General features: G+C 41.8%; 23 protein-coding genes. 11 read left to right on the forward strand and 12 right to left on the reverse strand.

Going from position 1 to position 23,233, the window contains the following annotated elements; translation table 11 throughout:
• Positions 1-24: 24 nt before the first annotated feature.
• A complete protein-coding gene (locus F0342_RS19185) occupies positions 25-537 on the forward strand; it encodes a CBO0543 family protein (protein WP_149157461.1) in 513 nt (170 codons plus the stop codon).
• A gap of 140 nt (positions 538-677) precedes the next feature.
• Here the strand turns inward: F0342_RS19185 and F0342_RS19190 are convergent, their stop codons facing one another.
• The gene (locus F0342_RS19190; RefSeq protein WP_149157462.1) at positions 678-2,816 is read right to left on the reverse strand and encodes an ATP-dependent Clp protease ATP-binding subunit; all 2,139 of its coding nucleotides are present in this window, start codon (positions 2,814-2,816) and stop codon (positions 678-680) included.
• A gap of 664 nt (positions 2,817-3,480) precedes the next feature.
• Positions 3,481-5,532, reverse strand: coding sequence for a catalase (locus F0342_RS19195; protein ID WP_149157463.1), 2,052 nt, complete (start codon positions 5,530-5,532; stop codon positions 3,481-3,483).
• A gap of 219 nt (positions 5,533-5,751) precedes the next feature.
• Between F0342_RS19195 and F0342_RS19200 the strand changes: the two genes are divergently transcribed.
• The 4 genes from F0342_RS19200 to F0342_RS19215 all read left to right on the forward strand — a co-directional run bounded on the left by F0342_RS19200 (position 5,752) and on the right by F0342_RS19215 (position 9,979).
• Positions 5,752-6,387, forward strand: a complete 636-nt coding sequence (locus F0342_RS19200) for a DUF4004 family protein (RefSeq protein ID WP_149157464.1) — start codon at positions 5,752-5,754, stop codon at positions 6,385-6,387.
• 25 nt (positions 6,388-6,412) lie between these two features.
• Positions 6,413-7,204, forward strand: coding sequence for a polymer-forming cytoskeletal protein (locus F0342_RS19205; protein ID WP_188048620.1), 792 nt, complete (start codon positions 6,413-6,415; stop codon positions 7,202-7,204).
• Between the two features lie 171 nt (positions 7,205-7,375).
• A complete protein-coding gene (locus F0342_RS19210) occupies positions 7,376-8,671 on the forward strand; it encodes an alkaline phosphatase family protein (protein ID WP_188048621.1) in 1,296 nt (431 codons plus the stop codon).
• 33 nt (positions 8,672-8,704) lie between these two features.
• Complete coding sequence (locus F0342_RS19215; protein ID WP_149157466.1) at positions 8,705-9,979, forward strand: MFS transporter; 1,275 nt, start codon at positions 8,705-8,707, stop codon at positions 9,977-9,979.
• Positions 9,980-10,020: 41 nt separating this feature from the next.
• Here the strand turns inward: F0342_RS19215 and F0342_RS19220 are convergent, their stop codons facing one another.
• From F0342_RS19220 to F0342_RS19230, 4 genes are all read right to left on the reverse strand, one after another.
• The gene (locus F0342_RS19220; protein WP_149157467.1) at positions 10,021-10,656 is read right to left on the reverse strand and encodes an FMN-dependent NADH-azoreductase; all 636 of its coding nucleotides are present in this window, start codon (positions 10,654-10,656) and stop codon (positions 10,021-10,023) included.
• Between the two features lie 142 nt (positions 10,657-10,798).
• Complete coding sequence (locus F0342_RS25015) at positions 10,799-10,942, reverse strand: hypothetical protein (RefSeq protein ID WP_188048622.1); 144 nt, start codon at positions 10,940-10,942, stop codon at positions 10,799-10,801.
• 114 nt (positions 10,943-11,056) lie between these two features.
• Positions 11,057-11,593, reverse strand: a complete 537-nt coding sequence (locus tag F0342_RS19225; protein WP_149157468.1) for a DUF3189 family protein — start codon at positions 11,591-11,593, stop codon at positions 11,057-11,059.
• Between the two features lie 110 nt (positions 11,594-11,703).
• Positions 11,704-12,642 (reverse strand): DMT family transporter, encoded by a 939-nt coding sequence (locus F0342_RS19230; protein WP_188048623.1) that lies wholly within the window; start codon positions 12,640-12,642, stop codon positions 11,704-11,706.
• Between the two features lie 161 nt (positions 12,643-12,803).
• Between F0342_RS19230 and F0342_RS19235 the strand changes: the two genes are divergently transcribed.
• Positions 12,804-13,142, forward strand: coding sequence for an ASCH domain-containing protein (locus tag F0342_RS19235; RefSeq protein WP_149157469.1), 339 nt, complete (start codon positions 12,804-12,806; stop codon positions 13,140-13,142).
• Between the two features lie 10 nt (positions 13,143-13,152).
• The gene (locus tag F0342_RS19240; RefSeq protein WP_149157470.1) at positions 13,153-13,599 is read left to right on the forward strand and encodes a hypothetical protein; all 447 of its coding nucleotides are present in this window, start codon (positions 13,153-13,155) and stop codon (positions 13,597-13,599) included.
• Positions 13,600-13,702: 103 nt separating this feature from the next.
• Here F0342_RS19240 and F0342_RS19245 read toward each other — a convergent pair whose 3' ends face one another.
• Together F0342_RS19245 and F0342_RS19250 are read right to left on the reverse strand one after the other, a co-directional pair.
• On the reverse strand, positions 13,703-14,095 hold the full coding sequence (locus tag F0342_RS19245) for a YbaN family protein (RefSeq protein WP_262481817.1): 393 nt from the start codon (positions 14,093-14,095) through the stop codon (positions 13,703-13,705).
• A gap of 128 nt (positions 14,096-14,223) precedes the next feature.
• Positions 14,224-14,628 (reverse strand): potassium channel family protein, encoded by a 405-nt coding sequence (locus F0342_RS19250; protein ID WP_149157471.1) that lies wholly within the window; start codon positions 14,626-14,628, stop codon positions 14,224-14,226.
• A 156-nt stretch (positions 14,629-14,784) separates the two neighbouring features.
• Between F0342_RS19250 and F0342_RS19255 the strand changes: the two genes are divergently transcribed.
• Entirely contained in the window at positions 14,785-16,368 is a 1,584-nt protein-coding gene (locus F0342_RS19255) for an ATP-binding protein (RefSeq protein ID WP_149157472.1), read from the forward strand.
• A 12-nt stretch (positions 16,369-16,380) separates the two neighbouring features.
• On the forward strand, positions 16,381-17,073 hold the full coding sequence (locus F0342_RS19260) for a response regulator (RefSeq protein ID WP_149157473.1): 693 nt from the start codon (positions 16,381-16,383) through the stop codon (positions 17,071-17,073).
• 45 nt (positions 17,074-17,118) lie between these two features.
• On the opposite strand, the gene F0342_RS19265 is transcribed toward F0342_RS19260, so the two are convergent.
• The 3 genes from F0342_RS19265 to F0342_RS19275 are packed head-to-tail and all read right to left on the reverse strand — an operon-like array spanning position 17,119 to position 20,168.
• Positions 17,119-18,633: a tripartite tricarboxylate transporter permease gene (locus F0342_RS19265; protein ID WP_149157474.1), complete on the reverse strand. Its 1,515-nt coding sequence runs from the start codon at positions 18,631-18,633 to the stop codon at positions 17,119-17,121.
• A 12-nt stretch (positions 18,634-18,645) separates the two neighbouring features.
• Positions 18,646-19,104 carry a tripartite tricarboxylate transporter TctB family protein gene (locus F0342_RS19270; RefSeq protein WP_149157475.1) on the reverse strand — a complete coding sequence of 153 codons (459 nt, stop codon included), beginning with the start codon at positions 19,102-19,104 and terminating at the stop codon, positions 18,646-18,648.
• A gap of 56 nt (positions 19,105-19,160) precedes the next feature.
• Positions 19,161-20,168, reverse strand: a complete 1,008-nt coding sequence (locus F0342_RS19275) for a tripartite tricarboxylate transporter substrate binding protein (RefSeq protein ID WP_149157553.1) — start codon at positions 20,166-20,168, stop codon at positions 19,161-19,163.
• Positions 20,169-20,536: 368 nt separating this feature from the next.
• On the opposite strand from F0342_RS19275, the gene F0342_RS19280 reads away from it, so the two are divergent.
• Both F0342_RS19280 and F0342_RS19285 read left to right on the forward strand, forming a co-directional pair.
• Positions 20,537-21,262 (forward strand): TerC family protein, encoded by a 726-nt coding sequence (locus tag F0342_RS19280; RefSeq protein ID WP_149157476.1) that lies wholly within the window; start codon positions 20,537-20,539, stop codon positions 21,260-21,262.
• A 99-nt stretch (positions 21,263-21,361) separates the two neighbouring features.
• On the forward strand, positions 21,362-22,066 hold the full coding sequence (locus F0342_RS19285) for a DUF421 domain-containing protein (protein WP_149157477.1): 705 nt from the start codon (positions 21,362-21,364) through the stop codon (positions 22,064-22,066).
• Positions 22,067-22,099: 33 nt separating this feature from the next.
• On the opposite strand, the gene F0342_RS19290 is transcribed toward F0342_RS19285, so the two are convergent.
• Entirely contained in the window at positions 22,100-23,149 is a 1,050-nt protein-coding gene (locus tag F0342_RS19290) for an NAD(P)/FAD-dependent oxidoreductase (protein WP_149157478.1), read from the reverse strand.
• Positions 23,150-23,233: the final 84 nt, after the last annotated feature.

Genomic DNA, 23,233 nt, shown 5'->3' on the forward strand with positions numbered 1-23,233 from the left:
AATAAAAACAAGGATTGTACCCGAATGTATCTATTACTGGTAGTGGTTGTTTATTTGATATTCGCAAAGCTCTTTGTTGATTGGAAACGCTGGAAGGATTTTTATCCAACGGTCCAATATTATATTATTTGTAATCTTACATACAACGTGATCTTTTATAACCACACACTTTGGGAATATAAAGCTGTTACTGTAGACTGGCTTAATCATACATTTATTGATCTCGTTTTCACTTTTCTTATCATTCCTGTAGTCATCATGATCTTTCTTCGTTATTTTCCATATAGAAAAAAGAAATGGCTATATCTTACCTTCTGGATTTCTTACTTCACATTATTGGAATACATATTTCATAAAAAAGGACTGTTTCTTTATGAAAATGGCTGGAATTTAGGATGGTCTGCCATTTTTAATTTCATCATGTTTTCAATCTTAGGATTACACCATAAAAGGCCTTTACTTGCCATCATATTATCTGTTCCAATTATCGCTATCCTTTTATTGATATTCCATCCATCGTTCCATGATTTAAAATGAAGGTGTTTCTATGATTTCTTTTCCTACACCTGTTTTTATTGTCTTGGTTTTGGGAGTTTATTTCGCTATGGCAGTATTTATCGCTTTTTTAAAGAGGAAAGAATAGAAAGAGAAGCACCCATTAAAGGATGCTTCTTTTCTTATTTGACGATGATCTCATCGTTTTCGAGTGAAATGACTACGTCCGTTATGCCATCTTCATCAAGAAGTAAATCAGCGATTTTATCTTCCACTCTTTCCTGGATCACACGACGTAAAGGGCGTGCACCGAAATCAGGATGATATCCCAGCTCAACGAGTTTACTCTTCGCATCTTCGTCAATGGTTACAGTAATCCCCTGCTCTTTAAGTTCAACTTGCAACTCGACCAGCATTAGATCAAGAATTTGAAGAAGCTCTTCTCTTTCAAGAGATCCAAATTCAATGATGCTGTCAAAACGGTTCAGGAACTCCGGCTTAAAGTAGGCACCGAGTGATTGAAGAATATTCGTTTCTTTAATCGCATCTGTACCCCCTGTATTAAAACCGACCACTGCTTCCTTCTTGTCCGTCACACCTGCGTTACTTGTCATGATAATCACAGTCTCTTTAAAGCTGACCGTTCTTCCCTGACTGTCTGTAAGTCGTCCATCTTCAAGAATTTGCAAGAACATGTGCTGAACATCCGGATGGGCTTTCTCGATTTCATCCAGGAGAATGATCGAATAAGGGTTCCTTCTTACCTTTTCAGTCAATTGCCCGGATTCCTCATGTCCTACATAGCCTGGAGGTGAACCGATCAGTTTAGATACTGAGTGTTTTTCCATGTACTCACTCATGTCTAATCGAAGCATCGAATCCTTAGATCCGAATAACTCTTCTGCCAGTGTTTTCGTTAATTCTGTTTTACCTACACCTGTTGGTCCTACAAAGAGGAAAGTACCAATTGGACGATGCTTCGCTTTCAATCCTGCACGGCTGCGGCGGATCGCTTTCGCTACTTTTCTCACTGCTTCTTCCTGTCCGATTACTTTACCCGCCAGGTTTTCTTCCAGTGCTTTCATTCGTTTCCGATCATCACTTTGCAGCTTCCCAACAGGAATACCCGTTTTCGATTCAACGATCGTCTGGATCAATTCTCTTTCTACAAGTGCTTTGGAGTCTGACCCACCTTCACCAACTTGTCTTTCTAATTCTGCTTCTTGATCGCGAAGGATAGCGGCTTGTTCATAGTTCTCTTCTTTTGTTGCCAGATCCTTCTTCTCTCTTACATCGTTCAATTTTTTAAGAAGGGCAGTCTTGTCTTTACCCTCTGACTGTAGATTTACTTTAGAACCTGCTTCATCCATTAAATCAATGGCCTTATCCGGTAAGAATCGATCCTGAATATATCGATGGGATAGTTTCACACAAGCCTCAATGGCCTCGTCTGTAAACTCAACTCCATGATAGTCTTCATATTTATCTTTTAATCCTCTAAGGATTTCAATAGCTTCTTCAGGTGTCGGCTCATTGACCAAGACCTGCTGAAAGCGGCGCTCAAGTGCTGCGTCCTTTTCAATTTGGCGGTACTCCTTCAATGTGGTAGCCCCAATTACTTGCAATTCCCCCCGGGCTAAAGCAGGTTTTAGAATGTTTCCTGCGTCCATAGAGCCTTCAGCGGAACCGGCTCCAACTAATTGATGAATCTCATCAATAAATAACATGACGTTTTGTCTATTCTGAAGTTCATTGATGATGGCTTTTAAACGTTCTTCAAAAGAACCGCGAACCCCTGTACCAGCAGTTAGTGAAGCAACATCCATTACATACACTTCTTTATTTAATAACTTGGATGGAACATCACCTGCTACGATTTTAAGGGCCAACCCTTCAGCGATAGCCGTTTTACCCACGCCGGGCTCACCGATGAGTACCGGGTTATTCTTATTACGGCGATTCAAAATTTCAATGACGCGGTCCACTTCTTTGTCCCGCCCGATCACAGGGTCAATCAATCCAGCTTTAGCTGCTCCAGTCACATTGCGTCCAAACTGATCGAGAACGCCATTTCCTCCATTTCCTCCATTTCCGCCTTTGGTTTGAGGAGATGATTGCTGATTGTGGAAACCATGATTTGGGTTTCCCCCCATGCTCATCCCTTTAAACAACTCATCAAACGGAAATCCTCCATGTATTCCAGAAGGTGTTTGCTGCTTTTGAAAGCAAGCTGAACACATCTTCATACTGGACTTGTGACCATTCACTTGCTTATAGACTTCAACTGTTGCTTGGTTGTGTTGACATACTTGGCATTTCATTAAACATGACCTCCTATGGTTGAATTTTATATAAATATTTTTCAGATTATGATGGATAAGGTCAGTGTCGTAAGTATTCAATTAAACTAAGTTTGACTTTGACTTTGACTTTGACTTTCTTTGACCTTATAAACATAGTATACTTTGACCTTTTTTGACTTTCAAGATTTTTGTTTATGGGAATTTTTTCATTTTCAACCGCTGATTTGCCTGTTGAGTGAAGAGTTTAGTAGGTATAACGAAGTGAATCAAGTGATTGATTTGGACGATGGAAAAATGGATTTGACTCCAAATATATATAAAGAGGCTGAGACAAAATTAAATAACCACGACATAAAGACGAACAATTTCAGTGTAGGTTCTTAATACCGCTAATGATTTCCGTGCAAGACTTCGCTTTCCGCGGGTAGCCCGTGAGCCTCCTCGGCAAGCCTGCGGGGTCTCACATAAGCTACTCTTCCCGCAGGAGTCTTCGTCTTGCACTCCGATCAACCGCTGGAAAGCGCTTAATATCTAAATGTACAAGAACAAATTAAAAACCCGAACTTTCTTGCCTCCTTTATCGCAAGTTAGTTCGGGTTTTACTTAGACTAAAACAATTTTGCCCCAGCCTCATTTCTCAAATAAAAGAGAGAGAATTACTCCCCTGTCTTCCTATTAAATCTTATACTAATTCGCGATCCCAATGACGGTGTTCTGCAATGGCTACTGTGAATTCTTTTGCAAATGACTTCATGTCTTCCCCTGTTACCACACCTGAGCCGCTGACACCTTCTTCTTTCAACCAGTGTATCCCTTCATGGGTTGCACCGATAGGTTTGAAGTGAGAATACGCTTCTTTGACAAAGTAGGTTGAATCTTGATAGAACTTTTTATCTAACTTCTCTCCGCCTACTACGTAAAGGCTATCAAATATTACAGATTCCCCTGTTAAGAAGGTATGTTCCACTTCAAGCTCCGTACCGTCATCCCCTTTTCTCGTCCCCAGCTTGTCACTGATGATTTCCGGCTGGGTGCCTTCTTCTTTAAGAGCGGATAGTACCATTTTCACCTCTTCCCCTTTAAAGCCGTTTCCTACGATGACCCCTACTTTACGGGTAGCAGGTTTCTTGATCGTATTTTCCTGGCTTAAGGCTGGAGAGGATTTGATTACTTTTGAACCTCCTCCATTAGGAACTTTCGCGCTTATCGCTTCTGCAAAACCTTTTGCCAAATACAGGCTTACATTGGCAAACATGTCGACTACCTGCTGTTGAACCGATTTGCTCTTCACTTTTCCAAGCTCGAAACTGAAGGCTTGAATGATATGCTCTTTCTCAGGCTCACTCATGCTATTCCAGAAAAGAGTAGCTTGTGAGAAGTGATCTTTGAAGCTTTCACTTCTTGTGCGGATTTTACGCCCTTCCATTTTCTCCTGATAGTGAGTGTAGCCTCCTTCTTCCTGACTCGCAGGCGCAGGTGTATTTTTAGCAAGTGAGTTGTTATGGTAGCTCACCTGACCCTTGTTAATCGTTTGACGGCCGTATCCATCACGCTGATTATTATGGAATGGGCACACCGGTCGGTTAATAGGAAGCTCATGGAAGTTAGGTCCACCTAGGCGGATCAATTGTGTATCAGTATAGGAGAATAAGCGTCCTTGTAATAACGGATCATTTGAGAAATCAATCCCGGGAACAACGGAACCAGGATGGAAAGCCGCTTGCTCCGTTTCTGCAAACACATTGTCCACATTCCGATTAAGGGTCATTTTCCCAACGATTTTCACAGGAACTTCTTCTTCAGGCCATAGCTTGGTAGGATCAAGAACATCAAAGTCAAAATTAAACTCATCTTCTTCCTTAATGAGCTGAACTCCCAGCTCGTACTCTGGATAATCGCCATTTTCGATGGACTCATACAAATCACGGCGGTGGAAGTCCGGGTCTTTCCCGTTGATCTTCTGAGCCTCATCCCAAACGAGAGAGTGAGTTCCCAATACTGGCTTCCAGTGGAATTTCACAAAATGCGCCTTCCCCTCCGCGTTTACCAGTCGGAATGTATGAACACCGAATCCTTCCATCATACGAAGACTGCGTGGTATCGCTCGATCGGACATCGCCCACATGATCATATGAGCGGACTCCTGGTTATTCGCTACAAAATCCCAGAACGTATCGTGGGCAGAAGCTGCCTGAGGCATTTCATTATGAGGTTCCGGTTTAAGTGCATGAACAAGATCCGGGAATTTTATCGCATCTTGAATGAAGAACACAGGAATGTTGTTTCCTACAAGATCATAATTGCCTTCTTCTGTATAAAATTTGGTAGCAAATCCACGTGCATCACGTACTGTTTCGGCAGAACCCTTGGAGCCCGCTACAGTTGAAAAACGCACAAAAACAGGGGTTCTAGTTGAAGTATCCTGAAGAAATTTAGCCTTGGTGTATTCTTTCAAGGAGTCATAGAGTTCAAACTCTCCATGTGCAGCAAAACCTCGTGCATGGACAATTCGTTCTGGTATGCGCTCGTGATCAAAGTGAGTCATCTTCTCGCGGAAGTGGAAATCCTCCATTAAGGTAGGTCCGCGTTCTCCAGCTTTCAACGAGAACTCATCTTCTGACACCTTCAATCCTTGATTGGTTGTAAGATGCTTCCCTTCATCCTCCACTCTATACTGTTCAAGCTGTTCATCCTTACCATTCTCATTTACTTTCGTACGACGATCGTCTCCCATTCTTTCATCCCTCTCAACGATTATTAATGTTTACTATGTAAAACATTTCTGTTTCTCTAGTACCCTTGATCCTCGTAATTAAACATTTATTGGATAGTTTCGAGGAGGCCTTTTTTGTAAATATTACGAATTCTACTTTACGAACGTAACAATGTTCTGTTAGACTAATCATTAAGTTGCGTAACAATGTTTTGTTACAGAAAAGAGGTGATCCCCTCATTGGAAACAGATCTTATTTCTAAGAAGGAAGTATTAGAACTGACCGGGATTTCGTATGGCCAGCTTTACCGTTGGAAACGAAAGAACATTATTCCAGAGAGTTGGTTTATTAAGAAATCAACCTTCACGGGTCAAGAAACATTCTTTCCCAGGGAAAAAATGCTGTCACGCATCGATACAATCAAAGATATGAAGGATGATTATTCACTGGATGAACTATCCGATTTCTTTTCACCAAATCCCACTAAGATTGAAGTCCGTGCAGATGAATTACCTTTGCACAGCATTCTATCGGATCATACCTTATCCTTCTGCACAGCATTTCTACCGGCAAGAAAGGTATTTGAGTTTCCTGATATATTAAATATGTTGATCATTGAGAAGGCGAAAAGGATACAAATCCCAAGAGAAGAACTGCAAACCTTATTCCTTTTTCTTCATGAGAAGTTCACTCCATTGAAAGATTCTTCCCTTGAACTTGTAGGTCTTCGTAAAGGGGAGGAATATATATGGGTACTCCTTCCTCTTCATTCCGAATTGCTTGTTGACCATTTAGCACATACCGTATTGAAATTTGATTTACAACAGTTGATGGAAGAATTGAAAATCACGTTAACGAATTCAAAAGGGGTTTAACGTCCCTGAAATGGAGGAGAAAAGAATGAATACAATTGAAAAGAATGAACTGCATGACTTGAAGATTAGTGGATCCGGAACGTCCGGCGGAGGAAAATTTGATTCAGTAAAGATTAGTGGAAGCGGAAAAATCGTTGGCGATATCGACTGCCACGAGCTAAAAATTTCAGGTTCAGGTACGATTTCAGGTGACGTAAAAGCGGGATACATTAAAACGAGCGGTTCTTCCACCATTAAAGGTGATACGAAAGCAGAAACGATTACAACAAGTGGAAGCTCCAAATATGATGGCTCAGTGATGGCGGCAGAAATGAACACAAGTGGATCAAGCATTGTGTCGAAAGACCTTATCTTTAAGACATTCAAGGTAAGCGGATCATGTAGGGTTGGAGGAAAAATTCAAGGGGGATCGATTAAAGCAAGCGGTTCTTTAAGGGTTGAAAAGGATTGTGAAGTCGAAGCCTTTTCATCTTCCGGCTCGGTCCATATCGAGGGGCTGTTGAACGCTGACCAGATTCGAATTGAAATCAATCATGAATCCTCCATTAAAGAAATCGGTGGCGAGACGATTGAAGTAAAACACCACAACTCGAACGGACTGATCAAACAAGTGGTCAACTTCTTTCTCCAAAAGGAAGATTGCTTATTTTCAGAACTGATCGAAGGTGACGAGGTGTATCTTGAGAACACGAAGGCGAAACTCGTTCGTGGTAAAAATGTTGTGATCGGTGAGAATTGTGACATTGATACGGTTGAATATTCAGGTAACCTGGATGTGAAGAAAGATAGTCGAATCGGGGAAAAGGTGAAGATTTAAATGATAGCATTACTATGCACAGGGATGGGTTTTACCATCTCTGTTTTTTATGTAAACTTCCGTCTTTACGATTCATTAACATGCATAATCGAAATTTCATATTTTTATTCTGAATGTTCTGCTATATTAATAGGTATATAGTACAATCCTATGCGAAAGCTGGAGGCCATTATGACTCGTCTTACGGATTACCTTATTGTCATGTCTTTCGATTGTTTATCTGCTTTGGATTACCCCATTATTAAGGATCTTCCCCACTTTCAAGAGCTGCTTGCCCATGGATCCTTTTGCAAAAATGTCGAGACCATCTACCCTTCTGTGACATATCCCTGTCATGCAACAATCGTCACTGGTAAGTTCCCTAACCGGCATGGTGTTGTAAACAATACTCTCCTTCAGCCAGGTCGGATTTCTCCTGATTGGCATTGGCATCGAAGCGCTATTAAGGGTACTACCTTATATGACGAAGCAAAGAAAGCTCAAATGACCACTGCCTCTCTTCTCTGGCCTGTTACAGCCAAAGGGGACATTGATTATAACATGCCGGAGATTTTCGCCAATCGCTCGTGGCATAACCAAATTCTTGTATCCCTGTTCAATGGCAGCCCTCTCTATCAATTACACATGAACCGTCTCTTTGGTCACATCCGTAATGGCCTGAATCAACCGGAGCTTGATGATTTCGTTCTTGAATCGACGGTTGCAACGATCAAAAAGAAACCAGACCTATTGCTTGTCCACTTTACCGACCTTGATACACAGCGTCATTATCATGGGGTTTATTCAAAAGAAGCACATGCTGCCATTCGTCGTCATGATGCCCGTTTAGGGAAAATCATTCGGGCATTAAAGAAAAACGGCATGTATGATCAGTCAACCATTGTTGCTCTTGGAGATCATAGTGCATTGGATGAATCGAAGGCTATTCAATTGAACGTCCTTTTCAAGGAAAATGGGTTAATCACAATGAATGCCAGGGGAAAGGTAACCGATTGGAAAGCATATTGCAAAGGCTGTGATGGATCGGCTTACGTGTACACAAAGGATCAGAAATCGATGGAGGTTGTGCAATCCCTTGTTTTCGAGCTCCAAGGTGACCCTTCTAACGGAATTGAAGCCATTCTCACTGGTGAAGAAGCAGGGAGAAAAGGAGCCGATGAACATTGTTCGTTTATGCTCGAAGCACGACACGGTTTTTACTTTAAAGATTCTTTAGCAGGATCCTTCATTCATACCATCACCCCGGAGGATGTAGAGGAAAAACGTTATACGTATGGATCTCACGGGTATTCTCCTGATAAAGAAGACTACTCCACCATCTTCATGGCTTCCGGAAAAGGGATCCGGTCAAATGTTGAAATTCCTTTTATGCATTTAGTAGATGAAGGCCCAACACTAGCACGCCTGCTCGGCCTTAGCCTGGGTGCAACAGATGGAAAAGTGATCGAAGATTTGTTGGATATATAAAGAAGAGACTTTGTTTCCTTAGGGGGAAAAACAATGAAGCGTTTCTCAAAAGAAGAAAATAGCTGGATCTTTTATGATTGGGCAAACTCAGCGTATTCCATTATCATTTCGACAGCGGTCTTTCCGCTATTTTATAAGGCTGCCGCTACTAATGCAGGGGTCAGTGCCGCTAATTCCACTGCTTATTTAGGCTACACCATTGCGATTGCCACCTTTATCCTCGCTATGATCGGTCCGATCCTGGGAACGATTGCCGATTATGAAGGCTACAAGAAGAAATTCTTTACCTTCTTCTTTGCCCTCGGTGTTACATTTACTGCACTGCTTGCTTTCGTTCCAAGTGATCAGTGGCTGCTTTTGTTAATTTTTTATACAGTGGCAGCGGTAGGTTCAGCTGGTTCCAATGTTTTCTATGATGCCTTTTTAACCGATGTAACGACAGAAGAGCGAATGAACAGGGTGTCATCCCGTGGATTTGGATTCGGGTACATCGGGAGCACGATTCCGTTTATCATAAGCATCGCCATCATCATATTATCTCAAAATGGGGTACTTCCTTTCTCCGTAACCATCGCCAGTAAAATCGCGTTCATCATTACCGCTTTATGGTGGGGACTCTTTGCCATCCCCTTAATAAAAAATGTCCATCAGCGCTACTTTATTGAGCGTGAAAAGAACCCCGTCGCCAATAGCTTTAAGCGTCTCGGTAAAACGATGAAAGAAATCAGGAAATACCGTGCACTATTTTTGTTTCTTCTTGCTTATTTCTTTTATATTGACGGAGTCGGCACCATCATTACGATGTCCACTGCATACGGAACGGATCTCGGAATCACATCCACTAATCTCTTGGTCATCCTGTTTGTGACTCAGGTGGTGGCTGGACCTTTTGCTATCCTTTACGGGAGGCTGGCAGAGAAATTCACGGGGAAAAAGATGTTGTATGTAGGAATTTTCGTTTATATCATCGTTTGCATTTATGCTTATTTCCTGGAGACCACAATGGATTTCTGGATCCTTGCTATGCTCGTTGCTTCTTCCCAAGGCGGCATCCAGGCATTGAGCCGGGCATACTTTGCAAAATTAATTCCGAAGAAAAATTCCAATGAATTCTTTGGATTCTATAATATCTTCGGTAAATTTGCCTCGATCCTCGGACCATTGTTAGTGGCGGTCACCGCCCAAGTGACAGGCGAGTCCAATAGCGGTGTTTTCAGTCTCGTCGTCCTCTTTATCATCGGACTTGTCATACTTGCCTTCGTCCCTGAGCCGAAAGGAAATGAGATTGAGAAGCCTACAATTGTATAAAAAGAGAGCCTGAACACATGTGTTCAGGCTCTTCCCTTTGTTTAAAATGTATGAGCAGCATCCTTCGCTCTTGCAATGGCATTTTCTTTGATCTCTTGGGCTTTATCAGGCATCGCCGCATGCCCCTCCACAAATACACCCTCGAAGGAAGGTACACCGAAAAATTGCATGATGATGTCCAGATAACGATGCCCCATTTCCATGCCGGCTGCAGGCCCTTCTGAGTAAATCCCGCCTCTTGCCTGGATATGAATAGCTTTCTTGTCTGTCAGTAATCCTACTGGTCCGTGCTCTGTATACTTAAAGGACTTACCGGCAACTGCTACAGAGTCAATATACGCTTTCATCACAGGCGGGAAGGAAAAATTCCACAATGGTGTAACAAACACATATTTATCTGCAGAAATAAATTGTTCTGATAACTCATTCAGACGATTCACTTTCGACTTTTCTTCCGATGAAAGCTCCTCAAATCCTTTTCCAGTTTGCAGTTTCCCCCATCCACTAAACACATCAGCGTCAATATGGGGAATATGTTCACGGTACAAATCAATGTGAACTACTTGATCGTCAGGATTCACTTCTTTGTAGGTATCCATAAATGCTTTCGCTACCGCCATGCTGTACGATTGAGTATCATCATGGGGATGTGCCGTAATATATAGTACTTGTTCCATTCTTCATCCATCCTTTACTCATATTTTCCGCTGTATTATTTTGTGAGAAAAAAATGGAATTATTCAAGGTTTATCATCTTAGCAAAAAAAAGAATGCTGTCCGATAGACAACATCCGATTGTTCATAGGTTTTAATCGTTTCTTACTCTTCCTCTACGGAAGCTTCAAAAGGGTTTCCCCCGATATTCTTTCTCATTTCAGCAGTTAGTTCAAATGAAGTGTTCTCTTGTGCTTCCCCTGTTGCGAAATGGTGACTGCCATCATAATGAAATGGTTTACCTTCCAATGTCGACACCTCCGTTTTACTGTAGTTTTACCTTTATGTATGAATTTATTCGATTCGACCCGTACCCGGCATGACCAACCTTTTTCCTAGTAGTATATACTCATTATACTACATTTATTTCCAGTATATATCCTTTTTTCCCATTTTATATTGATATTTTTTATTTTCTATAACTACCACATGTTCATGAGAGGATTTGGCCACTTGTTTCGTTTCCTTGACAAGTTGCTCGATAAGCCGGTGACATTGCTGTGCTCCCTTTACGAGAAGAGGAACGCCAATCCAATCGATCCCTAATTCTCTTGACAAAAAACCTCCTGCTGTCATGAGTGGCGGGACCGTGGGAGAGGTATTGGAAAGGATGATTTTTTCATTGCTTCCATATCTCCTGATCAAGATGGTACTTAAGTCCGTCAGTGCAGGAACAACATATTTAGAAGATCTCCTTCCAATCGTATACACTGGATTATTCTCTTCATCCATTCCGCGATAGAGTATTTGCCCCGCTTCTTTTTTCGTTAGCTGATTGAAGTAAGGAACAGAAAGGATGTCTTCCTTTGTCAGGGCTGTTGGTTTTAACAGACGCAGATGATAGGCAGCTGCCAGGGATGTTGTATGAGTTCCACCAAAGTCATTGTAGATATATATCATTGGACCACCCTAGAGAAAATCGTTTATTACAGTATGAGCTTAACAGGCGAAATATATGCTGAACGTGAGCATCGATTAAGAAAAAAATTCATAAAAAAAAACAGAGCCATCTACATCTGATGTCTCTGTTTTCCTTCAAGGAATCGCTTTTGTTTCCTTCTGATGACGATCTCTTCAAGGGTACCGGATCCACATACTACCCCAAGTACGATGAATATCAGCCCGATCAAATGATAATATGTAACGGTTTCATTTAAGAATAGGGCTGCTCCAACAAGAGAGAAGAAGGTATTTAGATTAAGGAAAATCGACGTTTCGGCAGCACCGATTTTTCCAATCGAGTGATTGTAGATCATATGCCCGACTGCGGTTGCTAATATGGCTGAAGCAAAGAATAGAAGCCATATGGAGTTTGGGGCACCTCTCAGTTCTTTCAATGCTCCCGGCTCTGTGACCAAACTAATCGCAAACAAGACAATGGAACCAAACACCATCATATACCCCGTAAGTAATCGAGGGTCCAATGTTTTGGCTGCCCGGCTGATGATAATGAAGCTTAAGGCCTGTGAAAAGATAGAGATAAAGATAAACAGATCCCCGGTCTTAAGTCCAGCTAACCCCTCTCCGCCTGACAACACAATGATTGTGACACCGACACTACCAGACAGAAACCCGAGGATTTTAATCACTGTAGGCCGGTTCCGCAGGAGGATCGTCGCCATTAAAGCAGTCAACAACGGACCGGTTCCCAATATAAGTCCACCGTTTGTCGACGACGTACCTGTTAAACCAACAGATAAAAAATAATGATGACTGACCACATTCAACAAGCCACCTGAAATAATGAACAAGAACTCTTTAGCCGTTGGTTTTCTTAATTTCCTCATAAAACCAAGAATGATAAATACGGTAATCCCTGCTGTGAAGATGCGGAGTGAAGTAATAGTTACAGGCATAAATTCACTCACCAATACCTTTAATGCAGGAACGTTAAAGCCCCAAACCAACATGATCAACACAAGTATCGAATATGTTTGCCACTTTTTCACTTCCCTGAGGCCTTCTTTCTATATTTAGTATTCACCCATCATAGCACCAGGTTACTTTTCTTGCTAGAAAATAATTTCGATTCGTGAAACAATTTTAGTAATAGACCATCTTCCTAAACCCGGACTATGCTATAGTTAAAGGTCGAAAGGGGTTTTGTAAAATGACAAATCAACATCTACCGCCAAAAACGTGTACAATCGACCGTCTAGTTACTAAAACTGAGGACGTTGAGAAAGTGATTAAGGGTGAAAAAACGGCGACCCGCAGAAACGGACGATACGCTGATATTGGAGAAATCATGGAGCTTCAAGGAAAGAAATACATAGTAGAAAGCGTCTACTCCCAATCACTTGGTGAGTTGACAGATGACCACGCCAAACAAGAAGGGTTTCAATCGGTAGAGGAATATAAAGAAGCCATCCTCTCTTATCACCCAGGCATGCCATGGCACCCGAGCATGAAAGTATGGGTGCACGAATTCACATTAGTGAACGAATAGAGTACAACGGATGGATTATTTATTATACAGAACGCTCATCTATCTTCATGTGATCAGCGTCGTGGCTTCCATCGGCCCATTTTTCATTCTATTACCGATGATGAAAAAATTACGGTCGGCTTCTGAGTACGTGCTTCCCTCGTACTTGGACACGTTCCGCTTCACGGTCCAACTTTCCAAGCATGCAGGGCATGTTCTCGTCGGAACAGGAATTCTCCTGGTTATAGTCGGACCTTGGACGTGGGGTACACCCTGGATCATCATGACCCTTGTCATTATGTTTTGCTCCCTGTTCTTTCTCGCCAGAGCATTCTCACCGACACTTCGAAAATTTGGAGAGAAGGGCGCTGACCGGGAATGGCTGGTGAGGAAATTAAATAGAACAGTATGGACTTATCTCATTCTCTTGCTCGCGATGCTGTGGTTTATGGTCGTGAAGCCTAGCTTGTGGATGTAATGGAGTTGACTCATAGCGTGTACCAGGTACAATGGATGTCATTTGTACCTGGTACACGCTATTTTTGAAGATAAATTAACTAGTCGCCATGACCCCATCATCATCAATACTCCCGAACTGCTACAGTCCTTATCTTAAAAACAAAATAATAATACTTACATACAATAATCAAACTCAGGATCACCTTCACAATCATGCGATCCGATAAAATCAGCGGTATGAGAATCATGATGTCTGAAAAAATTAGCAGCGTTACCTTCTGGCGCAGTGTCATGGATCGATGACGAATAAAGCCTTCTAAATGCTTCTTATATACACTGGTACCTTTAAACCAGACCTCAAAACGTTCAGATCCCCTCACAAATAAAAAGGATGCTAACAATAGTAATGGAGTCGTTGGAATAAGGGGCAGAACGATGCCGACAATTCCCAATCCCAAAAATAACAAACCTAATAATATATATATCATTTTCTTAATTTTTTTTATTACGGCCACTCCTTTTTAACCCTTCATTCCCTCTCTATTCTATTCATGATGATAAATGCTGGCAAGATACAGAAAAAGAACCTGACATTGGTGAAGTATTCGCTCACACCATTATCAGATCCTCTCTTCTATGCATTCTACCTATTCTCTTTTCCCTTCGACTCCAAAACCTTCATAAAATAGGCCGTAGGAAGCAGCAACCCGATGGCAGCCTCAAGCAGTGCAAAGAATCGGATATGTCCTGTCGGGATGTAATCTCCGTACCCGACAGACAGGATCGTCACCCCGCTATAATAGAGATAATTGAGAAACGTATGCTCCACCGGCTTGCCACTTGGTGAACTGATACGCAGCATCGGACTCTCTAATGAAAGGGCATAATAGAGTACAGCAAATGCGATCATGATACTGAGAAGTACAAAAAACAGCTTATAAAAAAGTGTTGTACTAAAATAACTGTACTTGAAATGCTTATCCTTAAAGAAATAGATTAAGTTTACCAGGATGAAAATGATGGCTCCGATTGTAACGATGCTTGCCAAAACGTTTGAATCCTCCTCTTTCATGTACTATGTTTCATATACCACGTGTTGTATGTTTAAAACTAAACTATAGTAGATTCTCATCTCCCCTTGTACAAACCAATCAACTCTTTTATTCTAGTAATAATAGAATTTTCCGAAAAGAAGGAACCTGCAATGAAAAAGTTCTCACTTCAATCCAAGATTATCGTTATTGTATTAGCACTTCTTTCAATATTGATTTTATCCCTATCAATCATCTATTTCAGGATGTTGTCCGATACATTAACGGACTTGAAAGGGAAACAAGCACTGGCGGTGGCACAATCTGTATCTAAGATGCCCGCTGTCATCGAGGCCTTTAATGCAAATCAGCCCGAAGACATCATCCAGCCCTTAGTAGAAGATATTCGAAAAGAAACAGGGGCCACATTTATTGTTGTCGGCAATAGAGACTCTGTTCGCTACTCTCATCCCATGCCTGAACGGCTCGGGAAAAAGATGGTCGGTGGGGACAATGAAAGAGCCTTAATAAGGGGGGAATCTTATGTTTCCCATGCAAGGGGGTCATTAGGACCATCTGTTAGAGGTAAGGTTCCCATAAGAAACTCCCAAAACGAAATCATTGGAGTAGTGTCAGTAGGATTTCTTGAAGAGAGTATCCGTGATATCGTTATTCCCTATCGTACTAAGGTACTGATTCTCGTCACCATCATCCTATTGATCGGAATCATCGGCTCCTTTTTTATAGGGAAAGGAATCAAGAAAGCGATTTTCGGTTTGGAACCTGCTGAAATCGCCATGCAGTTCAAGGAAAAGCGGGCCATCATCGAATCGGTCCGGGAAGGGATCATTGCAATCGATCAACATGGATCGATTACGGAAATAAATGCTAAAGCCCACAATATCCTGGCTATTGATCATCAATCCTCCAATAGGGGGAGAAATATTTTAGAAGTCATTCCCGATACGAAAATGATGGATGTTCTGGAAACGCGAGAAAGCCAGCTGGATGATGAGATTTCATTAAACCATCATGACCTCATCGTCAACAGGCTCCCTATTTTTGAAGAGGAAGAAATCGTCGGAGTGGTAGCCAGCTTCAGGAGAAAAGATGAAATCGATCAGCTCACTAAAGAACTCTCTCAGGTTCAAGAATATGCAGGCATATTACGCTCACAGACACATGAATACAGAAACAAACTGAATACGATTGCAGGTCTCATTCAACTTCACCATTACGAAGAGGCATTAGCCCTCATACAGGAGGAATCCTCTGGATATGAAGACCTAATTCAATTTCTATTGAAAGCGGTTCCTGACCCTGTCCTGGCTGGCCTGATTATTGGAAAATATAATCGGTCTCAAGAGTTGAAGGTCTCTTTCTCAATTCATCCTGATAGCTCAATTACAACGCCACTTATAGATGTGCAGCAGGAAAAGTTGATAACCATCATTGGGAACATTCTTGATAATGCCTTTGAGGAAGTCTTATCCCAGCCATTGCATAACAGGCAGGTTCAATTGTTTATGACTGATTTAGGTGATGATTTTATTTTTGAAATAGAAGACAGCGGTGCAGGAATCCAGGATATAGACTCAATATTTGAAAGGGGCTATTCTACAAAAGCCGGCAAAGACAGGGGCATCGGTCTTTACCTGGTGCAAAGATGTGTGGAGCATCTGAACGGGTATATGACAGTGGAAAATAGTGAACTTGGGGGCGCTTTGTTTACAATAAGTATTCCGAAGCAACATTAGGGGGAGAAAGTATTGCGTAAGTGGAACGTATTCATTATAGAAGATGATATTCAAACAGCTGAGATCAACAGTCAGTACATCGCTCAAATGGAAAGATTTCAGGTAGGCGGTATCGCCACTACCATCGCAGAAGCCAAGAAAGTCTTACCTGTTGTTAATCCTGATTTAATCTTACTTGACGTGTACTTTCCTGATGGAACCGGCAGTGAATTTCTCTGGGAGATCAGAAAGCATTTTCGCAGTACAGATGTCATCCTCGTCACAGCAGCAAAGGAAACCGAACATATTTCCAATGCCATCCGTGGCGGGGCATTCGATTATATCCTGAAGCCCATTATCTTTAACCGATTTCAGGATACTCTACTAAAATATCAACAGTATAAAGAGAGGATGAATGATTCTCAAGTCGAAAATCAACATGAAGTGGACAACTTATTTAATAGAAAGAAAAGCACGAGTAACATTCAAACCGTCCAACCCCCCCCCAAAGGGATTGATACGATTACATTGGATTCCATACTCAAGCGGATAGAAACCAATCATAGCCTGGGCTATACTGCTGAGGAAATGGCTGGGGAAGTCGGCGTGACCCGTACAACAGCCAGGCGCTATCTGGAGTATCTTGTTTCACAAAAAAAGATCAAAGTGGAGCTTACCTATGGAGGTGTTGGGAGACCTCAGAGAAAATATTTCTTTCAAGAATAAGAGAAAAGCAGTGAGGCATCGGGGGCTTCACTGCTTTTCTCTTGATTATGCTTCTTTCTTCAGATCCTGACTTTCCGTGGCCTTCCTTCTTCTCGTAAAGCCTAAAATGGTAGGGAGAACAAGTGAAAGGAATGAAACGATCAGTAATCCGATGGTGATATTACTTTGAAAAAACACACTGTAAGATCCGTTTGAGATCGTCATCGCCTGTCTGAATGATTGTTCCATCATCCCCCCCAATATAAACGCCAGAATAAATGGCGGCGCAGGGAATTTAAATATTTTCAACAAATAGCCTAACACGCCAAATCCTACAAGCAAGTACAGATGGAACGTGTTGAAGCTGACTGCGTATACCCCTATTAAACAGAACACAATGATCAATGCGATCAACAGCTGCTTCGGAATATATAAGATTTTTGCCAGTACCGGGATGAGCGGTAAGTTAAGTATCAATAGAAAAAGATTCCCGATATACATACTTGCGATGACTCCCCAGAAAACGTCCGGGTGATCCTGAAGCATCAATGGTCCCGGTTGCACTCCTACAACAAGTAAGGCACCCAGTAGTACAGCAGTGGTTCCAGAACCCGGTATCCCTAATGTTAACAAGGGAACGAACGCCCCGCTTGTCGCTGCATTATTGGACGTTTCTGGGGCGGCTAGTCCCTTGATATTCCCTTTTCCAAAAGAAGATGGATCTTTGGATAAACGTTTCTCTGAAATATAGGAAAGGAATGAAGCGATCGTTGCCCCTGCTCCAGGCAGTACCCCCAAAATAAACCCAAGGACGGAATGACGGCCAATCGGGCCTGCCATCTCTTTTAATTCCTTCTTCTCAAGCTTTAAACTGCCTACAGCCTTCTTCCCTTTCAACGTATTTTCATTCCGTGAGATAATTAATTGACAAACCTCGGATAGTGCAAATAATCCTAATGCAATGATCAGAAAGTCGATCCCCTCTAATAAACCCGGGTTTCCGAATGTGAAACGCTGTGTACCTGTTTGCTGGTCTATCCCGACAGTTGCGATGATCAATCCAATCGTCGCCGAGATCAGTGCTTTATTGGTGGACCCTTCGGATAAACTGGATATCGCTGTCAGTCCCAGAAGCATTAGAGCGAAATACTCAGTAGGGCCAAACGTAATGGCAAGCTTTGCCATATAAGGAGCGACTAACATAAGTGCCACCACACTTATCGTTCCACCCGCAAAAGACGATATGGCGGCTATGGCGAGTGCTTTGCCTGCCTTCCCCTGCTTTGCCATAGGATATCCGTCAAATGCTGTTGCCACTGTCCCTGAAATACCAGGGGCATTTAATAGAATCGAAGAAGTCGAGCCGCCAAACACGGCACCATAATAAACCCCTGCCATCAGGATCAATGCGGAAGCCGGAGACATCCCATAACTAAGGGGAATCATGATCGCAATGGCGCTGATCGGACCCAATCCTGGCAGCATCCCGATAATCGTCCCAGCCAATACCCCGATAAATGCGAAAAATAAGTTCTCCGGGGTAAAAGCTACTTGAAATCCATATAAAATACTTTCAATCATGCCCGTCACCTCCTAAAAGGGTAGAATCCCCTGTGGTAAAGTAATGTTGAGTAAATAGTTAAATGAATAATACATGATACCTGAAAATAGAAAGGCTACTAATACCGTAGTGAGTTTCTTTTTGAATCCCAGTACAAACGGGATAACTAACAAAAATAGAATAGTAGATAATAAAAACCCTATCGGTTCCAGTAAAAATATATATACGAGCAATGCTCCTAATACTGATAATAGAATGATGACATCTTCTTTTTTCACATAACGTCTTTTCTTATCTTCTTCTGTATCATCCTTCGCCTGGAAAAACAGGACAACCGCTAAAATAATGAGCAGAAATCCAAGCCCTTTTGGAAGGACATCACTATCGATAATGGCGTATGGAAATGCAGGAAGCTGAAAGCTGAGAGCTAAATAGATCCCGGCAAAAACTAGTAAAAGTATTGAGATGATCCGATCTGGCTTTGTCCTCATGTAATTCACTCCTAATCATGAAAAGGAAGGAGCAGATGTTTCTGCTCCAGACCCCATTATTTTTTCAAGCCGATTTCCTCCATTAATGCTTCAATTTCTTTGTACTCTTCATCCAGGAAGGTACTGAACTCTTCTGAAGACATGTAGTTGTCCGTCCAGCCAAACTTGTCCCGCATTTCCTTCCACTGATCCGTTTCGATCATGTCTTTAAACGCTTTCTCATAATAAGAAACGGCATCGGGATCCATATCCTTTGGACCTAAGAATCCACGCCACACAACAAATTCATCATCAATCCCTTGTTCTTTTAACGTCGGGAACTCTGAAACCGTATCTCCTTCCAAACGTTCGGGAGCTGTTATCGCCAGAACCTTCACTTTACCTGCACGGGCTTGTTCAGAAGCTTCCGCAAGGCCCGTCGAGTACACATCCACTTTTCCTCCGAGGAGCATGCTCATTCCAGATCCGTCTTGAGCGGAAACATATTTCAACTTTTTAACATCTACACCTGCTGCCTTAACCGCTTTTACGAACTGCATATGATCCATGCTTCCCGGTGAAGATACCCCTACAATGGATACTGATGTCGGATCCTTTTTTAATGCATCGACAAGATCATTCATCGTATCGAAAGGTGAATCCGCGTCTACAACAAAGGCTGCATAGTCAGCGATCACCCCGGCTATAGGTGTGAAGTCTTTATGAGACAATGTCGACTGTCCATTAAGTGGAACAAAGAACATCGGTGGAGACGTAACGAACATCGTGTGGTTATCTCCTTTTTTACTATCAATATATGACCAGCCGACAGAGCCCCCGCCACCTGGTTTATTAACTACAGCCATGCGCTCTTCAATGATTTTCTGTTCTTCCATTACCTTTGAAACGGTCCTGGCCGTCGTATCCCAACCTCCGCCGGCACCTGCTGGAGCAACGACTTCAATTGGTTTAGACGGGCTCCATTCCCCATCACTTTCAGAATTACTTGCAGAATTCGCACCTCCGCACGCCGTTGTGACAACTAGTAAACTCGATAAAATAATAGCCATGATGCCTGTTTTCATTTTCATCAACTATTTCCCCCTTCGAATATTATTGATAACGCTTTCATTATAGAAAATTCAGAAACTTAATGAAATAAATCGTAAATAAACGGCAAAAGGAACTTTGTGGGTATATTGTTTATAAAGTTCATGAAATTGACTCATGTCGTATCTAAAAGAAAAATGTCAAAAAAGAAAGCCCCATCTCCTAGTAAAAGAGAGATGGAGCTTTTCTATCATTTAGGTATACTTATCCTTCATTGATTATTTAGTACTAATTGGAAATATTCACCTTAGAAATAATAGCAGTTCAATATTCTATCAATTGTGGTAGTATAGATTAGTTAGTGTTTCGTTCATAGTTTAGTAGAATCAAGGAGGAACTGAATATGGATTTCTTATTCCCACTTGGACTTGCCATCTCATCCGGAGCTATCATTGCACTATTAAAAATCATTGCAATCGATATCATACTATCCGGGGATAACGCGATTGTCATCGCTATGGCAACGAGAGGGTTACCGAAAGAACATCAAAACAGAGCGATTTTCTGGGGAACAGCAGGAGCTGTCATCCTGCGCATTTTCTTTGCTGCCATTATTGTTTACTTATTAAAAATTCCTTATGTTCATCTGATCGGCGGGCTCCTTCTTTTATGGATCGCCTATAAAGTACTGGTTGAAGGTGAAGAAGAAGCCAATATTAAATCTCACACAGGCCTTAGACAAGCGATCACGACCATCATTATCGCAGATGCCGTCATGAGCCTTGATAATGTGGTGGCCGTTGCGGGTGCAGCACATGGACATATCGGTATGATTGCCCTGGGCGTATTCATCTCGATTCCAATTATGATATTCGGATCAAAAGCGATTGTTAGAATACTTGAAAAATATCGATGGATTGCCTATCTAGGTGCAGGAATTCTAGCATTTACAGCAGGTGAAATGATTGTCAGAGACGATAAGTTCTTAAATATACTTAATATCCATCATGGTCCGGTTACTTATTTAATCACAATCGGTCTTACGGTTGGGGTTTTACTCATTGGATACTTAGTAAATAAGAAATCTGTTTCACCACACAATAAAAACGTTGAACAATATAATGCTTAATTCCAAAAGATGCTTACATTTGTAGGCATCTTTTTTGTTTTATGGAAGAAACTTTTGGGGATACTATAGGGCAGTTGATAGAAGTGAGGACGTGTTCGTTTGGATTTCTTTATGAGTCAGGAATCATTGACTTCCCTTGAATGGATATTACGCGCTATTTTTGGATTCATCTTTCTAATTGTCATAGCTAAATTAATGGGACAACGATCGATTTCACAGTTAAGATTCCTTGATTTTGTTATGGCTCTCCTAATAGGGAACATCATGGCTCACCCATTATCTGACGAAGGACTGGGGTTGAAAGGTTCCATGCTCACCATGGGTACATTAGTGGCACTTTATCTGATTGGGGTATACCTCAGTATGCATTCAACCTTCATACGGAAAATACTCGACCCCTCCCCTATCCCATTGATCGATAACGGGGAAATCCTTTATCAAAATCTCAAGAAAGCACGAATACCTTTAGACAGCCTTTTGTCTGAATTAAGAAAGCAGCAGACGGAAGAAGTTGAGAATGTGGCGTTGGCCCTGTGGGAAACTGGAGGAGAAATATCCGTATTTCTCAAACCACAATACCAGCCTGTGACTCAAAAGGACCTTTCCCTGTCTCCAAAGGGGTTCGATCTTCCCATGCCTATTATTGAAGATCGGAAAATCAATCAGTCACTATTACTGAAACTGGAAAAGGATGAACACTGGCTGCATGATCAGCTCAAAATCTCTTACAATGTCACCGTGCATGATGTATTACTGGCCACGATTGATAAACAAGAGCACATTAAGATCTATTTGTATAAATAAAGCTCCCTCCACATGTGGAGGGAGCTTTATTCATTATTTCATCATCTGCCTAACCAGTTCTTTATTTCTCTTCTTGAATACTTCGTTATGGGAAGAGACCATGGCGACTTTATTTGCTTCAGGTTGAATGAGTTGCTTCGCTTTATTGACTGCGTTGGCAGCGTCCTGGAATGCTCCTGCAATCAAGTTCACCTTTCCGTCGTGTTTCAAGATGTCACCCGCTGCGTATAGACCTTCTATTGATGATTCACTGGTAGTCGTACCAGCTATGTAATACTGATCGATCATGTCGATATTCAATGAACTATTTTTAAGCAGGGAAGTATCTATTTCATACCCATGATTTATGATTACTTCATCAATAGGCAAATAGGAAACCTCTCCTGTCTGATGATTGGTCAGTTGCACCTTTTCAATAGCTTCGTGATCGGCGGCCGCAATCAGCTTGGTAATCGATGTGTTGAGTAAGCAGGTGGCCGAGCTGTTCATGAGCTGGGCACACTGAGCTTCGTGTCCGTTCAATGCTTCTTTTCGATAGGCAACATACACTTTCTTCGCTACGGGTTCTAATTCATTTGCCCAATCGATGGCTGAGTTCCCTCCACCTGATATAATGACCGTCTTATCTTTAAACCTTTTTAATGACTTGACTGTGTAGTTTAAATTAGAAACTTCAAATCGTTCTGCCCCTTCGATATCAAGCTTTTGAGGGTTGATGATTCCGCTTCCCACAGCGATGATGACCGTTTTTGAGTAGTGCTTTTCCCCTGATGAACCTTCTAATATAAAGATACCTTCTTCATTGCGTGTAATGGATTCAACTTTTTCGTTCAAGACGACAGACGGATCGAAAGTCAATCCTTGTTGAACAAGCTGCTCAATTAATTTCGCCCCGGGAATCGGAGTGAGTCCCCCTACATCCCAAATCATTTTCTCAGGATACACATGTATCTTTCCACCTAATGATGGCTGAAACTCGATGATTTTTGTTTTCATTTCTCTAAGTCCACTATAGAAAGCTGAGTAAAGTCCCGCTGGACCTCCCCCAATGACTGTCACATCAAATAGTTCGTGATTATCCATTTCCGTCCACTCCTTGAGTAACCAAAATATAATTGATTATCATTCTCAATTACATCCTACATCTTTTTTTATGCTTTGACAATA

The organism is Bacillus sp. CH30_1T (assembly GCF_008364765.1).
In the GTDB taxonomy this organism is placed as follows: domain Bacteria; phylum Bacillota; class Bacilli; order Bacillales; family Bacillaceae_B; genus Rossellomorea.

Bases quoted from the DNA above. Each gene is read 5' to 3' on its own strand.
- F0342_RS19185 (WP_149157461.1), top strand. From the start codon at position 25: ATGTATCTATTACTGGTAGTGGTTGTTTATTTGATATTCGCAAAGCTC.
- F0342_RS19190 (WP_149157462.1), bottom strand. From the start codon at position 2,816: ATGAAATGCCAAGTATGTCAACACAACCAAGCAACAGTTGAAGTCTAT.
- F0342_RS19195 (WP_149157463.1), bottom strand. From the start codon at position 5,532: ATGGGAGACGATCGTCGTACGAAAGTAAATGAGAATGGTAAGGATGAA.
- F0342_RS19205 (WP_188048620.1), top strand. From the start codon at position 6,413: ATGAATACAATTGAAAAGAATGAACTGCATGACTTGAAGATTAGTGGA.
- F0342_RS19210 (WP_188048621.1), top strand. From the start codon at position 7,376: ATGACTCGTCTTACGGATTACCTTATTGTCATGTCTTTCGATTGTTTA.
- F0342_RS19215 (WP_149157466.1), top strand. From the start codon at position 8,705: ATGAAGCGTTTCTCAAAAGAAGAAAATAGCTGGATCTTTTATGATTGG.
- F0342_RS19220 (WP_149157467.1), bottom strand. From the start codon at position 10,656: ATGGAACAAGTACTATATATTACGGCACATCCCCATGATGATACTCAA.
- F0342_RS19225 (WP_149157468.1), bottom strand. From the start codon at position 11,593: ATGATATATATCTACAATGACTTTGGTGGAACTCATACAACATCCCTG.
- F0342_RS19235 (WP_149157469.1), top strand. From the start codon at position 12,804: ATGACAAATCAACATCTACCGCCAAAAACGTGTACAATCGACCGTCTA.
- F0342_RS19240 (WP_149157470.1), top strand. From the start codon at position 13,153: ATGGATTATTTATTATACAGAACGCTCATCTATCTTCATGTGATCAGC.
- F0342_RS19255 (WP_149157472.1), top strand. From the start codon at position 14,785: ATGAAAAAGTTCTCACTTCAATCCAAGATTATCGTTATTGTATTAGCA.
- F0342_RS19265 (WP_149157474.1), bottom strand. From the start codon at position 18,633: ATGATTGAAAGTATTTTATATGGATTTCAAGTAGCTTTTACCCCGGAG.
- F0342_RS19270 (WP_149157475.1), bottom strand. From the start codon at position 19,104: ATGAGGACAAAGCCAGATCGGATCATCTCAATACTTTTACTAGTTTTT.
- F0342_RS19275 (WP_149157553.1), bottom strand. From the start codon at position 20,168: ATGAAAACAGGCATCATGGCTATTATTTTATCGAGTTTACTAGTTGTC.
- F0342_RS19280 (WP_149157476.1), top strand. From the start codon at position 20,537: ATGGATTTCTTATTCCCACTTGGACTTGCCATCTCATCCGGAGCTATC.
- F0342_RS19290 (WP_149157478.1), bottom strand. From the start codon at position 23,149: ATGGATAATCACGAACTATTTGATGTGACAGTCATTGGGGGAGGTCCA.